Source organism: Shouchella rhizosphaerae (assembly GCF_900142675.1).
Lineage (GTDB): Bacteria > Bacillota > Bacilli > Bacillales > Bacillaceae_D > Shouchella > Shouchella rhizosphaerae.
In genome coordinates this window covers 437973-454033 of record NZ_FRBS01000004.1, presented here as the reverse complement: position 1 = coordinate 454033, position 16061 = coordinate 437973, and the positions used below count along the sequence as shown (strand labels likewise).

17 protein-coding genes are annotated in these 16061 nt (G+C 44.4%); 11 read left to right on the top strand and 6 right to left on the bottom strand.

Annotated elements, in window-relative coordinates:
* The first annotated feature begins 9 nt into the window (after window positions 1-9).
* Window positions 10-813, top strand: a complete 804-nt coding sequence (fdhD, locus tag BUC05_RS13930) for a formate dehydrogenase accessory sulfurtransferase FdhD (RefSeq protein WP_073305170.1) — start codon at window positions 10-12, stop codon at window positions 811-813.
* Between the two features lie 22 nt (window positions 814-835).
* Here fdhD and BUC05_RS13925 read toward each other — a convergent pair whose 3' ends face one another.
* The 6 genes from BUC05_RS13925 to BUC05_RS13905 all read right to left on the bottom strand — a co-directional run bounded on the left by BUC05_RS13925 (window position 836) and on the right by BUC05_RS13905 (window position 6033).
* Entirely contained in the window at window positions 836-1345 is a 510-nt protein-coding gene (locus BUC05_RS13925; RefSeq protein WP_073305107.1) for a ferritin-like domain-containing protein, read from the bottom strand.
* A 200-nt stretch (window positions 1346-1545) separates the two neighbouring features.
* The gene (locus BUC05_RS13920; RefSeq protein WP_011245759.1) at window positions 1546-1725 is read right to left on the bottom strand and encodes a hypothetical protein; all 180 of its coding nucleotides are present in this window, start codon (window positions 1723-1725) and stop codon (window positions 1546-1548) included.
* Between the two features lie 83 nt (window positions 1726-1808).
* A complete protein-coding gene (locus BUC05_RS21515; protein WP_156323107.1) occupies window positions 1809-1973 on the bottom strand; it encodes a hypothetical protein in 165 nt (54 codons plus the stop codon).
* Window positions 1974-2092: 119 nt separating this feature from the next.
* Window positions 2093-4684: a YfhO family protein gene (locus BUC05_RS13915; protein WP_073305104.1), complete on the bottom strand. Its 2592-nt coding sequence runs from the start codon at window positions 4682-4684 to the stop codon at window positions 2093-2095.
* Window positions 4674-5093: a GtrA family protein gene (locus BUC05_RS13910; protein ID WP_073305102.1), complete on the bottom strand. Its 420-nt coding sequence runs from the start codon at window positions 5091-5093 to the stop codon at window positions 4674-4676. The genes BUC05_RS13915 and BUC05_RS13910 overlap by 11 nt, the downstream gene beginning before the upstream one ends.
* Complete coding sequence (locus tag BUC05_RS13905; RefSeq protein WP_011245762.1) at window positions 5077-6033, bottom strand: glycosyltransferase family 2 protein; 957 nt, start codon at window positions 6031-6033, stop codon at window positions 5077-5079. The genes BUC05_RS13910 and BUC05_RS13905 overlap by 17 nt, the downstream gene beginning before the upstream one ends.
* A 271-nt stretch (window positions 6034-6304) precedes the next feature.
* On the opposite strand from BUC05_RS13905, the gene BUC05_RS13900 reads away from it, so the two are divergent.
* From BUC05_RS13900 to BUC05_RS13855, 10 genes are all read left to right on the top strand, one after another.
* Window positions 6305-7111 (top strand): HAD family hydrolase, encoded by an 807-nt coding sequence (locus tag BUC05_RS13900; protein ID WP_035204681.1) that lies wholly within the window; start codon window positions 6305-6307, stop codon window positions 7109-7111.
* Window positions 7112-7239: 128 nt separating this feature from the next.
* Window positions 7240-8076 carry a DUF6612 family protein gene (locus tag BUC05_RS13895; protein ID WP_073305100.1) on the top strand — a complete coding sequence of 279 codons (837 nt, stop codon included), beginning with the start codon at window positions 7240-7242 and terminating at the stop codon, window positions 8074-8076.
* A 356-nt stretch (window positions 8077-8432) separates the two neighbouring features.
* Window positions 8433-9266, top strand: coding sequence for an ectoine/hydroxyectoine ABC transporter substrate-binding protein EhuB (gene ehuB, locus BUC05_RS13890; protein WP_073305098.1), 834 nt, complete (start codon window positions 8433-8435; stop codon window positions 9264-9266).
* A gap of 75 nt (window positions 9267-9341) precedes the next feature.
* On the top strand, window positions 9342-10013 hold the full coding sequence (gene ehuC / locus BUC05_RS13885) for an ectoine/hydroxyectoine ABC transporter permease subunit EhuC (protein WP_011245766.1): 672 nt from the start codon (window positions 9342-9344) through the stop codon (window positions 10011-10013).
* Entirely contained in the window at window positions 10010-10690 is a 681-nt protein-coding gene (gene ehuD, locus BUC05_RS13880; protein WP_073305096.1) for an ectoine/hydroxyectoine ABC transporter permease subunit EhuD, read from the top strand. The genes ehuC and ehuD overlap by 4 nt, the downstream gene beginning before the upstream one ends.
* Window positions 10691-10698: 8 nt before the next feature.
* The gene (gene ehuA / locus BUC05_RS13875; protein WP_374757932.1) at window positions 10699-11508 is read left to right on the top strand and encodes an ectoine/hydroxyectoine ABC transporter ATP-binding protein EhuA; all 810 of its coding nucleotides are present in this window, start codon (window positions 10699-10701) and stop codon (window positions 11506-11508) included.
* 78 nt (window positions 11509-11586) lie between these two features.
* Window positions 11587-12012 carry an ArpU family phage packaging/lysis transcriptional regulator gene (locus tag BUC05_RS13870; protein WP_011245769.1) on the top strand — a complete coding sequence of 142 codons (426 nt, stop codon included), beginning with the start codon at window positions 11587-11589 and terminating at the stop codon, window positions 12010-12012.
* 95 nt (window positions 12013-12107) lie between these two features.
* The gene (gene dcuS / locus BUC05_RS13865) at window positions 12108-13727 is read left to right on the top strand and encodes a DcuS/MalK family sensor histidine kinase (protein WP_011245770.1); all 1620 of its coding nucleotides are present in this window, start codon (window positions 12108-12110) and stop codon (window positions 13725-13727) included.
* Window positions 13724-14434 carry a response regulator gene (locus BUC05_RS13860; RefSeq protein WP_035204695.1) on the top strand — a complete coding sequence of 237 codons (711 nt, stop codon included), beginning with the start codon at window positions 13724-13726 and terminating at the stop codon, window positions 14432-14434. Before dcuS ends, BUC05_RS13860 begins: the two co-directional genes overlap by 4 nt.
* Before the next feature lie 200 nt (window positions 14435-14634).
* Window positions 14635-15984, top strand: coding sequence for a 2-hydroxycarboxylate transporter family protein (locus BUC05_RS13855; protein WP_035204697.1), 1350 nt, complete (start codon window positions 14635-14637; stop codon window positions 15982-15984).
* The last annotated feature ends 77 nt before the right edge of the window (window positions 15985-16061 follow it).

Genomic DNA, 16061 nt, shown 5'->3' with positions numbered 1-16061 from the left:
GTTATGCCGATGGAAAAAAACATACAAACATCAAGACTAATATGGCGTTTTCAGGCAGGAGAGCCAGTGCGGATAGACGATCCAATTGCGAGGGAACAGCCTGTAACGCTGAAAATCAACGGTGAGGAGTTTGCTACGCTTGTTTGTACGCCAACATATTTGGAAGAAATGGCAATTGGATTTCTAGTTTCCGAAGGCCTCATCCAAGCGTATGAAGAAGTAAAGACGATATGGATCGATGATAGGCAAGGGTTTATCCATATTGAATTAGTACGGCCAATAGATCGCTTGCACCAGCACTTGCAAACAAAACGGTATATGGGGTCATGCTGTGGGATGAGCAGGCAAGGGTTCGTCTTTGCGTCCGATGCAAAGACAGCGAGGAAAGTGCAAACAAGAGATGTAAAATTAAATGCTGGCGATTGTTTCCGGTTAATGGCGGAGCTCCAGGAAAATGCACGTACCTTTCAACAAACTGGCGGTGTCCACAATGCAGCATTGGCCACGAAGGATGGCTTGCTTCTCATGCGAGAAGACGTTGGCCGCCACAATGCGTTAGATAAACTCTATGGGCATTGTTTGCAGAACGGTCTTTCCTTGCACGGCAAATTAGTGGTCTTTAGCGGCCGGCTGTCGGCAGAAATTATTCTCAAAGTGGCTAAAATCGGTTGTGAGCTAGTTTTGTCCAAATCAGCCCCAACCGATAGGGCGCTGCAAATTGCCGAGGAATTGGACATTACAACAGTCGGTTTTATCCGCAATCGCTCGATGAATGTCTATACGGTGCCAGAACGAATCGAGCTAAAAAGCTAGAGCAATGCGCTTCTAGCTTTTTTTAATGGGAAATTCGACCAGTGCTATAGATCGTTAAGAAAGAAAGCAGCCATAAGGCATGTCGCTGCTCATCACGAGCAAGAGAAGCATACACTTCTTTCAAAGCAGGATGAGTCGTAAAGCGAGCGGCCTGTTCAAACGTATAAGCCGCAGATTGTTCTTTTTCAAACGCCGCTTTTAAAGCAGGGATATAGTCGTTTCGAGGTAAAGTAGGTTCGGTAATCGTAGGGTCTTTGCCGCTTAATTGCTTATAAGCATGAAGCAGTGTTTGATAATGACTTTTTTCTTCTTCAATCGTTGCATCAATGAGAGAAGCCAAGTGTTGCGTAGGCGCTTGGCTGCGAAGTTGTTCATATTCTAATACGGATTGGTAAGCTAGCTGGAGAAATTGCTGCAATTCAGCCCGCTGCTCCTTGGATACAGTTGGCGAACTTGCTCCCCGCGTCACTGGACCAGCAGATGGAGTAGGTGGAGGCCCCGAGAAAGAGGGAGCGGCCCGTTTTTTAAACATAGTTTGCCTCCTCGCATAAATCGTATAAACCTATGTTTATGCGCTGAAGAAGGCAGACATTCACAAATAACCGGACTTACTTAGACTAGACTTATCCGTTGAGGGATGAATGTGAATGAGCAATCAAAAACGAGAGCCACAATTAACAATTAAATGAGCTGCTAGCGTTTTACAAAATAAACCGGCCTGAAATGAGCCGGTTAATCTTTGTCAGGTTTCTGTTTTTTTGAATAAAAGCTTGCCATTGTACCGACAACAATGCCAATAGCGATTCCAATTGGGATGCTATTTAAAGCAATACTAACGCCAATTCCAATCAAAAGGCCAAAAATCATTCCAAATGTCTCATTAGGTGGTTTCTTTTGGGTAGCTTTGGACATGTCCAACCTCCAGTAGTGTCGCTACATGTATTGTAGCGGACAACTCTGTTGCGGTCAAAAGGTCGCTGGTTCCTGGTTCATGGTTAGCTTTGAGCCTTGCGGGGTTTGAATAGGAGAGAAAGGATTGAACCGAGTACGAGTAACACAAACATGGTGCAAGTAATTGCCAATTCTGAAACACCTAAGTAAAGCAGTAGAACGCCAAGCCCGATGAGCAAAGCAACATAGCCAATAAAAATTCGTTTCATTAAGAATCCTCCTTTTTTAATATTTTGTCATAATCATATGAATATTGCCGTGGCCGTTTTTTATAGATTTAACTTCCATAATAACAGTTTCGTTGTTTAAAGGCAAGAAAAAAACAGCGTTATCGCTGTTTTTTTCTTGCAATCGCCCAACCTGCTGCTAAAAGCAAACCAGTGGCTGTTAAAAAGGTGGAAAGGCGGAAGAATGGTGGCCAATAAGAAAAGACGATGTGATTTTCCCCTGCTTGTAAGGGTACGCCGAGAAAGGCATAGTTTACTTTAAGCAAGTCGGCCTTTTCGCCATTAACCGTTACTTCCCAGCCTTTTTCATAAGGCACAGGGATGGCCAGCACGTTGTTTTCCTCATCATTGTTATAATCAACCGATATTTCCCGCGAAGACAATTGAACTGGAATGTCTTCGCTTGTTGCAACTGCTTCATCAAGGTGGCGATAGGTTTCTGTGTAAAGCGCCAACTCGTTTAATGTATAGCTTCCTTCTGGGACGCGTAACGATAATACGTCATTGGCGGCTACACGAATCGTTATGTGGTTTACATCGGTTCGGTAAATCGACTCACGGGATTTGCGCGACGTTTTGAACTCATTGACTGTTAACTGAAATAATGGAGCAGTCTCAGAATTGTTTCGGAGATAAAAGGATAAGTAGTCATCGATCTCGCTTTCATCCCGTTCACCTATGTAAATGTCAAGCCCGCCTATTTCTTCCGTCACAGTCAATAGGCCATTTTCGTATGTTCCGCCTACTGCTTCAATTTCAGCATCGTTTATACGGTTTTGAGCTTGTGGTATAAACTCGCCCGTTTCTAAACCTGGTTCGACAATAATGCCTTCAAGCATTGCATGTTCCCGATCAAGGACGCTTAACGACGAAAGCTGATCTTCACTATAGGTCGAAGAAGAAACACGGGCAAAAGGAAGGACGTTTTCATTCTCGTAAAGGGCATAGCGTTCATTGTTGGCCACTTCTGAAAAACCGTAAGGGATCGGCGTTTCTTTTTGTTGATCCACGAGTTTATATTTGACTTGGAATAAGCTATGCAAGTTAGCACGATCTCCAAAGCCAGAATAACGGCTGACGCTTTCCCGGTTCATGTCAATTTGCAAATCATGATAGTAGAAGAACAGAAGATGCTTATTTAATACACTCGAATAGGCGCTCGTGCCATAAAAATCCTGGACAAGCGGTGTGTTGTTGCGGAAATCAGCTACCCACTCTACTCTGGAAAGAGGCCTTTCATCGACTGTTTGTGTAAACAGCTCCCGCTGAGCGTCGTGATCATACTCATGGCTTTGCAAAAATGCTGCCGATGTCTGGCTCAAGTTTCCGTTTTCATAGAGCCGCTCTTTTTGATAAATATTCGCAAGCCCAAGCTGTAACACGGCAAGGCTAACGAGTAAGACAGGCATCCAAACTTTAGGATGTTTATGCACGAAGAGCAAAAGCACAAGTGTTAACACTGCGCTAATTATCAGCAAATAAGCTTGGCCAGATTGGAATAAGGACGACGTGTTATACCCTAATACATAGCTGAGCGCGAAAGCAAAACCTGTTAGACAAAAGGCAATCCAAAAGTCGCGTTTGGCCAGTGATTTTAATGACGGCAAAGCAAAGGCAACAGCAGCAGCTAGCAAAAAAGACCCCATATATTGGAATCGGTATTGGGGAGCTGAGAAGCCATTAAAAACGCTACCGATCATTGGGCTATAATGGAAAGCAACAAACAACAAGGCCATAAACGCAAAAAAGCGAAAAGGCTTTTGTTTATAAAGAGAGCGTGCAAACAGGCAAAAGATGAAAATGGCTGGCAAAATGAGCAGCCTGCTCGTATAAAAAACGTTGTCATGCCAGTCCATCCACTGGATTGGATCAGTAAAGGCGGGACGAAAATTATTGACGTACCCGTAAACCGCCGGTATAAATGCAATTGCTCCGATCAAAAAGCCGATGAAAACAGACGGGATATACATGCGTAGCTGTTGCTTGATGGAACTTTCATGATCGGCCAAAGGAAAGAAAAAGCGCAAGAGTGCATAAAGGCCAATAAACAGAAAGTTTATGTAAGCAAAGTAAAAATTGTTCACTAGTGACAAAGCAATCGCAGCAATCAACCACCATGGCTTCTGTTCGCGAATGATTTTCTCAACGCCAAGCACGAGTAAAGGCAACCATAAATAAGCATCCGCAAAAAATTCCCAAAAAGCAGCGTGCCTAAAATACATCACACTTCCGCCATATAACACGGCTCCGATAAAGGCGTACTTTGCTTTTATGTTCATATAACAGAATAAGAGTGATGTAATGAACACAACAGCCGCAAGACGGAATGCGTTTACAAAGACAGCCGCTTGGCCCCAAAAAAGGACTGTGTCAGGATCAGCAAACAGTCCAAGTATTTCGCCAGAATAGACAACAAGAAATGTAAGAAAGAATACAGTACTTGTGGCAAAATAATAAGCTAGTTGGCTGAAAATCCCTCCACCGAGGCCAAACTGAAGGGAGTAAAAGAACGATCCTTCACTGTACAGGCTGTAAAGAAATTGCTTAAAGGGCAACATTTGTGCTGTACCATCATTTGGACCGACCATGAATTGGCCGTTTGCCGACTGATAAAAGAAAAAAGCGTGCGCAGCTGCTGCAAAAAGCACGCTTCCGATCAATAAAGAAAGCAATGTCCTTAAATTAAACTTCATGCTGGACTCCATCTCGTTTTAAAATTTTTGCTGTAACAAGATACGTAATTGGGACAGTGAATAGCACGGCCACTAAAGGTGCAAGGGGGGCAGGCAACCCGATCCATTCAACAAGTACAAAAACAAGCACTGTCGATACACTAAAGTTGACAGCTTGCGTCAACGGAAATTGCAGGAATGTTTTCCAAGAAGGCTTGACGCCAAATGTAAAAAATACATTTAAAAAATAAGAGCCAATCATACTCAGCAAAAAAGCTGTCACGTGGGCAGCTAAATAATGGAGCGAAAAGACTTGCTGAAACAGCAAGTAAAGCAAGTAAAACGTTCCTGTATTAATTCCGCCGACGAAAGCAAAACGGACAAACGAGTTATGGTAGATTTTCTTCCAAATGTTAGTGCGCTCGTTCATACCGTTTTCCTTTAGTCGCATTTGTTTCTTTCACTAAATAATGGGGGCGACGTTTCGTTTCATTGTAAATCCTGCCAATATACTCACCGATGATCCCGAGAGACACAAGCTGTACCCCTCCTAAAAACAACACGGCTGAAATGATGGTAAAGTAGCCAGGGACATCAATGCCTGTACGGATGATTTGAGCAAACATGATGAAAATGTACAGAAGAGCAGCCGCTAAAATAAAGCCGCCCATGTAAAAGCAAATGCGCAATGGCTTCATATTAAAAGATACAATTCCATCAATGCCATAATTGACCAATTTAGAGAAGGACCATTTTGATTCGCCATTTTGCCGCGAAACATTTTCGTAATAAACGACTTTTTGGTCAAAACCGATCCAAGAAAACAGCCCTTTTGAGAAGCGGTTGCCTTCGCTCATAATTAAAAGCGCATCGACAGCGCGTCTGCTTAACAGGCGAAAGTCGCCGACACCGTCTTCGAGCTCCACATCGACAATTTTATTGATGAACTTGTAATACAGCTTTGAGGCTGTGCTGCGGAGAAACCCCTCTCCTTTTCGATCGCGGCAAGCAATCACTTGATCATACCCTTCTTCAAATCCTTCTAACAGGTCTTTGATCAAATGGACCGGGTGTTGCAAATCAGCGTCAATGACAACGACGCAGTCTCCTTTGGCATGCTGGAACCCTGCGACGATAGCAGCTTCCTTGCCAAAATTCCGTGTAAACGACACATAATGTACTTGTGGATGCCAAGTAGATAAACGCTGGAGCAACGGCAGCGTGCTATCGGAACTGCCATCGTCTATATAGATGACTTCCCAGCGATAGTGGGTATCCTTAAGCGTTTCCCTTAAAGCAAAATAAAATGGTTCAACATTTTCCTCTTCATTAAATGAAGGGACGATAACAGAAAGCAACGGCTTGTTCATCTCCGAGCCTCCATTTCTTTACAAGATATTCCTCCATTTTATCTTACCCTGTTTCACGCCTATTCAATCTTACAGTTCGTTTGCAAAATGCGAAAAACTATGGTTGCTTGTAAAAAAGTATCTCAGTGAACCGTTTTCAATTTGTAAATAAAAGTACATACTCGTGGCCGACAGATGAGTTTGCTGAACTTCCGTGTTTTTTGTCGCTAACAGCTGGCGCGCCAAATGAGATCGGTTTAAACTGGAAAGGGACTTGAAAGGAGAGTTTTTTATGAACTATAAATTGGTTGTTTTTGATTTGGATGGAACGTTATACGAAGGGACCGACCATTTTGATTTTTATGCAACCCATTTGCAACAAAAGGTGGCTAAAAAAGATCGGCTTGAATTTCAGCTTGATTACGAGGCGATGAAAGCAGGGAATCATGTTGTGCAAATTGGAAAAGCATACGATGTCGCCCGTGACGCTGTTCTAACGATTGATCCAATGACATTAAAAGTAACTGCTGCCCATACATGGGAAGGCGAACAGTACGACCAGGCTTCTGTCGAAGAAGTGTATACTGGTGAATTGTCGTTTAACTTTGAAGACATGATCGCAATTGGCGACGGTTGGTGGTATCCATTTGTCTGTGCCAAACACTATGGAGTAACAGACTGTTATTCCAGCTATCAAGCGACAAAAGAATATATGGTATCAGACAAATTTCAACTTGAGCCTCTTCCTGGGCTGCGGGACAAGCTTCTTGAGCTGAAGAAACACACACATGTGGTGGTGATGACAAATAGTGACCGGGATGATGTTGGCCGCTTATTTAAAGAATTAGGGCTTGAAGGCGTGTTTGAGCACATTATTTCATCTGCCAAGAAACCGACTAGAACGATGGGCCTTTTTGAGCAACTTTTGTCCCACTATGAAGTAAAACCTGAAGAAGCAGTCAGTGTTGGCGATAATTTCATTAACGAAATCGCCCCCGCTGTTTTGCTCGGAATGGATGCGGTATACATTCATCCACAACGGCCAAAGGTTGATCTTGAGCAAGTGCGTGTTGTAAGCACTGTTCTTGAGCTATGGTAAATATGCAAAAATAACAAATGAATCTATAAAGTAGCTGGAAATCGCGCTTACTCCTTTTTTGTTACAGACACTTGTGTTAGTGTGGCACAAGCGGCAATGAACAAAGGTTTAAAGGAGGACGTAAGGCGATGAAAAAATATGGACTAGCAGTTGTTTCAGTACTTGTGGGTGCAGGGGCGCTTACTGCTTGTGGTGACAATGCAACTGGCGAAGAAATCGAGCAGCTGCTAACCGATTCAAATGAAGCGATGGGGAATTTGAACAGTTATGCCGTAGAAACGGCTGTGCATAGCGATGATTTCGAAAACAATGCGTCCCTTCAACTTACAAGGGATCCGGTCGCTTTAACGAACGAACATAGGCAGCCGGATGCTGTAAGTGGAGAAACAGATGTCAACACGGAGTTTATTGAAGACGGCATTTACTATTATGAAGAGCCAAGCATAGGCGAATGGATTAAGCTTGATGCCGAGGAGGCTGGCATAACTGGCGCGGAAAGTCTCCGCCCGGCTGAAGCGCAACTAGACATGATGAAACAGTATAGCGATCAGCTTGAACTAAATGACAAAGGCGATGACTATATCCTCTCTGCCTCAGGAACGGACGGGGAACTAAAGGAATTGGCCTTGGAAATGGCTGGAGGCCAACAAGCAAAAGAGATGGGCTTAGAAGTAACCGATTTTGATATCGAAATTGTGATTGACAAAAGCTCTTTGTTGCAAAAAGAGGCAACAATGACATTAGGATTTCAAATGCCTAACCAGCAAGAAAATGAAAAGAAAGCAGACGTGCAAACACAATCGCTTACGAGCACGTATAGTCAATTTAACGAAGTAGAAGACATTCATGTGCCAGACGAAGTCACAAACGAAGCAATCGATATTGAAGAAGCACAGGAAATGATGGAGCAGCAACAAGCCGAGTTGGAACAAGAGGCACAACCGAACGAAGACAGTGAAGAATAGCGAATGCGCCCCTTTTCTGCAGTGGAAAGGGGTTTTTTGTTTAGTATTTCCCAATAATAGGAAAAAAGACGACAATTAACATGAAGAAAATTGAAAATTATAGTTATATTTGCGTATCAAAGAGGATATGGGCTTATTCATAAGAAATTAAGACATACTCGAACGACAACGAACGTAAGTAAGAAATAGGCGAATAAATGCGCTAATATTAAGTGATACGAAATTTGTAAGAATGTGTATCTGTGCTATCATGTTAAAAACAGACCGAAAAAGTGTCCTCATGAAAAAGAGGCTGTTGGTTGGGAAAGTAAAAAATAGCTTGTTTTTGATGATGGACAGCAGGAGGAGATCGAGTAGTGAAAAAAGCAGGAATCTTCGGTTTATTAACATCTGCTGTTGTATTGGCTGCATGTGGCGGCGGAAACACAATCCAAGTAGGTGTGGCCAATGAAGAGCCATACGGCTACATTGACACAGACGCGGGAGAAGTAACGGGGGCCAGCCCAGAAATTGCCCGGGCTGTGCTGCAAAAAATGGGCTATGAGGATATTGAAGGGACTGTTGTTGATTTTGGAGCATTGATCCAAGGCGTCAACAGCGGACAGTTTGACATTGTTACAGCCGGGATGGACATCCAGCCAGAACGGTGCGCAAATGGTAATTTCGGCAATATTGAAATGCAGTACGGGGAAGGGATTGTGGTCGCCTCAGGCAACCCGCTAAACATCACAAGCTATGAAGACATTGCCGAAGATCCAGACATTCGTGTTGCGCTTATGGCAGGGGCGAACCAAGAAGCGATGCTGCTCGCACTAGGAGCAGATGAAAGCCAATTTGTCAGCGGAAACAGCATTGCCGACAATATTGCTGCTGTTGAAAATGGCCAGGCAGATGTGATGGTCGCCACAGATGCGACAGCAAACTCAGCTGCTCAAAACAATACGTCAGGCAAAGTCGAATTTGTGGAAGATTTTACACAGCCTGTGATTGATGGCGAGGAACAAATCGCCTACGGTGCAGCCGTCTTCCCACAATCGGAAGCAGGAGAAGAGATGCGGGAAGAATACAATGCCGCACTGCAAGAACTCATTGATTCAGGGGAGTTGCTTGAAATCATTGAACCGTTCGGCTTCACTGAAGCCAATTTGCCTCCTGAAGACGTCACTATGGAAGATCGCTGCAATGCCTAAAGGGCAAGAGGGAAGCATGGTGCTCACATAGGTGGAATCCCATGCTCCCTTTTTTAGTTGATAAGAGGTGAGAGGATGTTCAATAACTTTTCTAGCTTTATGCCGTTTATTCTAAAAGGGCTAGAAATCACGGTCCAAGTTTTTTTAGTAGGCGCTGTCGTCGCGTACAGCATCGCTCTCGTTGCTGGTTTGATGCGAACATCAAAAAATCCAGTCATCCGCAGTGTGGCTGCTGTTTTCGTGGAGCTGTTCCGCGGCACATCGTTGCTTGTGCAAATGTTCTTTTTTGTTTATGCGCTACCGATGATTTTCCCTGGCCTGTCGATGTCAAATTTTTTAGCTGGTTCAATTGCTGTCGGTCTAAATTACGGCGCGTATGCTTCAGAAGTGGTGAGAGGGGCAATTCATTCAATTGCCGTTGGCCAGACGGAAGCTGCCATTTCATTGAACATGTCAAAATGGCAACGGATGAGGCTTGTGATTTTGCCGCAAGCGGTCCGTTTGATGTTGCCCGGTTTTGGCAATAACGCGATTGAATTATTGAAAGGGACGTCGCTTGTTTATTTTATCGCGCTAGCCGATATGACGTTCCAAGCCAATGTACTCCGAGGCAGCAACAATTCGCTGTCCAACCAAATTGAAATTTACACATACTTGCTGGTCGCTTACTTTATTTTAGCGCTGCCTTTGATTTTCCTTGCCCGCTGGCTGGAAAAACGGGCTTCTAAAGGAGTGAGCACATCATGAACAAAACATGGGATTGGGAATTTGCGATCGCAATCTTTCCCGAAATTCTTTCCGCTATTACAGTAACGATTGCAGCTACGATCATTGCTTATTGCATTTCGCTAACAGCGGGCCTCGTTTTAACGCTTTTGCGGCGTGCATCCTTTAAGCCGTTGGCACTAACGGTTGCCGGTATTATTGAATTTATTCGGGCAACACCACCGCTTGTCCAACTGTTTTTCGTCTACTATACAACACCATTAACAGGCTTCCAAACAGGCGCTATCGTGCTCGGCCTCCATTATGCTACGTACGTTTCGGAAATTTACCGTTCGGGGATTGAAGCTGTTCCTAAAAGCCAATGGGAAGCAAGCCAGGCGTTAAATTTCACGCGTGCCCAAACATGGAGACGAATCATTTTGCCACAAGCTATTCCTCCAGTCATTCCAATGCTTGGAAACTATTTAATTGTCTTATTTAAGGAAACACCGTTGCTTTCGGCGATTTTTGTCGTAGAAATGATGGCTGTTGCCCAGTCAATCGGTACAAGCGATTGGCGTTATGTAGAGCCGATTACGATCGTTGGTTTCTTATTTTTAGTGTTAAGCTATCCGTCCGCTGTGTTTATTCGCTATTTAGAACGGAAAGTCGGTACGCTGCACGGCAATAAAATTGAAACTAGAGGAGTGAAAACATGAGTGAAGTCATGGAGAAAGTGGAACCAGCTTCAGTTGTGCAAATGGAGCAAGCAGAAACGCTTGTCCGTTACCGCAATGTGAAAAAAGCATTTGGCGATACGGTCGTTTTGAACAATTTAGACATTGACGTGAAAAAAGGTGAAAAAATCGCTCTAATCGGCCCGTCTGGCTCTGGCAAAACAACGATTATTCGCATGTTGATGACATTGGAGCAGCCAACGGCAGGGACGATCGAAGTGGATGGAGAAATGCTCTGGCATAAAAAAGTGAACGGCGAGCTAAAGCCGGCTGACGAAAAGCATTTGCGCAAAGTACGGGGCAATATTGGAATGGTGTTTCAACAATACAATTTGTTTCCCCATATGACGATCATGAAAAATTGTATTGAAGCACCTATCCACGTCCTTGGCTTGAGCAAAGACGAGGCAAAAGAACGGGCTGTGGCCATGCTTGAAAAAGTCGGGCTTGCCGACAAAGTTGACATGTATCCATCGCAATTGTCCGGTGGGCAGCAGCAGCGTGTAGCCATTGCTCGTTCACTGGTTATGCAACCGAAAGTGATGCTGTTTGATGAAGTAACAGCAGCCCTTGATCCAGAGTTGGTCGGGGAAGTGCTTCAAGTCATTCGCGACATTGCAGAAGAAGGAAAAACGACGATGATGTTGATCACCCATGAAATGGATTTTGCCCGTGACGTTGCTGACCGGATTTTGTTTCTTGATAAAGGCAGCATTGCCGAACAAGGCACGCCTGGTGACGTTTTAAACCACCCAAAAACAGAACGGCTAAAAACATTTTTAGGGCGTTTTCACGCCTAAGGAAAATTTTCTTGTTTTCTTTGATTTAGCGAACCTTCGTTCTCTTTAGTAGGAAAGCGAACATGAAGGGGAATGGCTATGAACAAAACGGAAAAACGCTATGTCGAAAAAAAACTTGAAACGTACAATCTTTATCGCCTGACAATGGCCTATGAAGAACTTCCAAAGACGACACAGAGCTTTCAATTCGTTCCTGCTCACACGGGAGCTCGATCGTTCTTTTCTACAACCGAACAGACAGCGCTAAAAAATATTGAAGCAGCCCAAAAAAGGAAGAACTACATGACGATGATCGAACAATGTGTCAATCGCTTGCCGCCTGCTGAGCGGGAGTTGATTGTCCGCCGCTATTTGCAAGAGGCAGACCGGTTTGATTATCAAGTATACATGGATATGCTCATTAGCGAGCGCCAATATTACCGCATAAAAAACAGGGCGTTTACAAAGCTACACTATTTGTTTTCTGTGTGGGAGGAAGAACAGGGAGAGTTGGAAGGCATCTGAGCGAACGTCAACACGTTGCCAGCGTTCATGAGCAAATGAACGCTGGTCTTTTTTGTGCTATACTGCCTGTTAGGATCAGGAAGAAGGAGACATTTATGCAAAAGGCGAGAGAGAAAAAACGCTCCTATAAAAGGCCAACATTGCGGACAACGATTTTTTTACTCGTTTCGGCAGTCGTCATTGCGGCGTTGCTTGTAACGGACCTTCTTATCCATCGGACGATTGAAGAAGAAATTGAGCAAAATCAAACGGAAAAAGCGCAGCAGCTTGCTAGGGCGGTTGCGCTTATGCCTGTTGTCCAGCAAGCGTTAGTCGAAAAAGAGACGGAACCTGTGCAACAGTACGTTGAAACCTTTATGGGACAAGCTGATGTCCAATTTGTCGTTATCATAGATATGGACGGAATTCGTTATGCCCACCCAGACCGAGAAAAAGTCGGTAAAGCTTTCGTTGGTGGAGATGAAACAGAAGCGCTGAACGGGAATGAAAGTGTCTCCACGTCTGTTGGAACGTTAGGCAGGTCATTGCGGGCCTTTACGCCTGTTTATGCCGAGACAGGCGAGCAAGTGGGAGCAGTCGCGGTCGGCATTTCCCTCGAAGTGGTGGAAAAAGCTCTCCAAGCAAACCGCGTAAATTTGCTCATTGGCACACTGTTTGGATTAAGCGCAGGTTTAGTTGGCGCCGTTCTGTTATCACGCTTTATTAAAAAAACACTATTCCATCTCGAACCGCGAGCAATCGCCACATTAGTAGAAGAGCGAAGCGCCATGCTGCAATCGACCATTGAAGGAATGATCGCCGTTGATGCCGATGGGAAAATTACACTAGTCAACAAGTCAGCACAAGCGATTTTTGACCGTGCTGGCCTGCCGCCAAAGCCAGAAGGTGTCGATGTCGAAGCCTATATGCAAAATTCTAGGCTCCGTCATGTGCTCGCTAGCGGCCAGCCAGAATACAACAAAGAACAAGATTTAAACGGACTTACCATTGTCGTTAACCGCGTTCCGGTTCGGATAAATGACCAAATTATTGGCGCGATTGCCACATTCCGCGATAAAACGGAAATGAAACAGCTTGCAGAACAACTGACGGGCGTTAAAACGTACGCTAGTACGCTGCGGGCACAAACCCATGAATTTAAAAACCGCCTGCAAGTCATTCTCGGTATGTTGCATACAAAAGAGTATGAACAAGTAGAGGCCTATGTTGCCCAAATTGTTGGCAACCAATCAGAAGAATTAAAGCAAACGACCGATAGGGTGAAAGACCCGGTCCTTGCAGGGCTTTTGCTCGGCAAAAAAAGCGACGCCCGGGAAAATGGGGTCGATATGAAACTTGTCATTGACACGGTGATTGAACCGTTGCCCCAAGAAAGGCTGGCGCTTGAGCTCACCACGATTCTCGGCAACTTGATCGATAATGGGATTGATGCTGCTTCTGGCAAGGAAAACGGAAGCGTGAAGGTTACTTTGTATGTGCTCGATGAAGAATTGATTATCCGCATTGCCGATAATGGCCCAGGAATGAGTGAAGTAGAACTGGAGAAGATGTACGTGCGTGGCTATTCAACAAAAGGAAAAGACCGCGGCTATGGTTTGTCTCTTGTAAAGCAAAGCGTCGAGGCGATTGGGGCAGCTTTTACAGTGGAAAGCGAAATCAATCAAGGCACGACTTTTACTGTTTTTGTGCCAATAGAGAGGGGGAGGCACACATGATTCAGGTGCTTATCGTCGAAGATGATCCGATGGTTGCCGCTGTTGTTAAAAGTTATTTGCGCGATGTGCCAGATTTTCAAGTGGCGGCTGAGGCTGGCGGAGTAGAGGAAGCAAAGCAGCATCTTAAAGAAAACAAAACAATCCAATTAGTGTTGCTTGATGTTTACATGCCTGGGGAAAATGGCTTGTCACTGCTGCCTTATTTGCGCGAAAACAAGATCGAAGCAGATGTCATCCTGATGACAGCGGCCTCAGACAAAGAATCGATCGAGACTGCACTTCGATTCGGGGCAGTTGATTATATTTTAAAGCCATATCAATTTTCCCGTTTCCAAAAAGCATTGCATGCTTACCAAAGCCGTTACAATTTCTTTCGCAAAGAAGAAACGACCGATCAAAAACAGCTTGATGAAACGTTTTTTGAAAAAAAACATACGCTTGAAAAACAAACGTTGCCAAAGGGGCTTACGAAAGAAACGCTGCAAGAAGTTTGGGAGGCGATTAGGCAAGTCGGTCAAGATAGCTTTTCAACAGAAGACATCGCCCTTCATGCTCGTCTCTCTCGTGTTTCTGTGAAAAAATACTTAACGTTTTTAAAAGAATTAGACGTGTTGCAGTTACAGCCAACGTATGGATCAATAGGCCGACCGATTCACATTTATCGAATCGATAAAGACAATGTTCGGAAAATAAAGCCCTATTTGTAACGAATACGTGCCCTAGCCTACTGTTTTGCCAGGTTAGGACGGATTCCAGCCAGTTAGAATCAATAACTGGCTTATTTCGTTTTGAGTTTAAAAGAAAGGCCTGCTTTTTTTAATTACAAAAAGAAAGCGCTTATTTACATAAACTATTCACCCTGCTCGAGCTTGTTTAAGATAAAGCAAGAAACGAGGAGGTCTTTCAATTGGAGCAAATAAAAACGGTTTCAGAGCCAAGCGAGCGAAAATACCAGCATGAACATGATCGAGCATCCTCTCGCTGGAACCCCTTTTATTGGAAGGTAGGAGTGTTGCCTTTCCCTATTTATATAGCTATTGCTGCCATCGTCCTGGCTGCAGCGTATTTTCAAAAATTGCCTGCTGACATGATTGGCGGGTTTGCGATTATTATGGTAGCCGGAATGTTACTTGGGGAAATTGGTTCCCGCCTGCCGATTATAAAAAGCATTGGCGGCCCAGCAATACTAGCACTGTTCGTACCCTCCGCATTCATGTTTTTTGGATGGTTAAATGAAACAACTGTAAATGCTGTATCGAATTTAATGACGACATCTAACTTTTTATATTTCTATATTGCTTGTTTAGTAGCTGGCAGCATTCTTGGCATGAACCGCGTGGTACTCATGCAAGGAATCACGAAAATGTTGGTTCCTCTTGTTGCCGGAACCGCTGTCTCAATGGCTGCAGGAGTCGGCATGGGCCTTTTACTCGGCTATGAGGCAAAGCATACATTGTTTTTTATTGTTGTGCCTATTTTGGCAGGCGGCATTGGCGAAGGCATTTTGCCGTTGTCAGCTGGGTACAGCACGATTCTTGGAATACCTGCGGCTGAATTAATATCACAGTTAATTCCGGCAGCGATCATCGGCAATATCTTTGCCATTATCGGAGCAGCCCTTTTAAAACAGCTCGGCGCAAAAAAGCCCCATCTTACAGGAAAAGGAGTGCTTGTTAAGACAAAAGGGCCAGTAATGCCGAAATCGATTGATGATACAAAACCAGTCAATTTTGCGCTAATGGGAGCTGGGCTCCTCGTTGCTTGCAGTTTTTATGTGTTTGGCCACTTAATGGAATCGAGCTTGCATATTCCAGCAGCAATTTTAATGATCTTGATTGCTGCGATTGCGAAAGTATTAAAGCTGATTCCTGAACAACTTGAGCAAGGCGCTTTTCATTTATATAAGTTTGTATCAACAAGCTTTACGTGGCCGCTTATGGTAGGGCTTGGATTGTTGTTTATTCCCCTTGAAGATGTGGCAGGCATTATTAGCTTTTCCTACGTCCTGATTTGCGCCACAGTCGTCTTTGCCATGATCGCAACCGGCTATTTTGTCGGACAGTGGCTTAACATGCACCCTGTCGACTCGGGGATTGTCACCGGTTGCCACAGCGGCCTAGGCGGTACAGGCGATGTCGCCATTTTATCGGCGTCCGATCGCATGAGCCTAATGCCGTTTGCGCAAGTAGCGACGCGACTAGGCGGAGCAGGGACGGTTATTTTAGCAACATTTGTATTACGTTGGTTAGGACTTTAAGAAATGAAGGAGTATGATAACGTGTTACAAGCACGAAAGCAAAGGGAGGCAGCGATTGCGCTGCATAAGCATGGGAA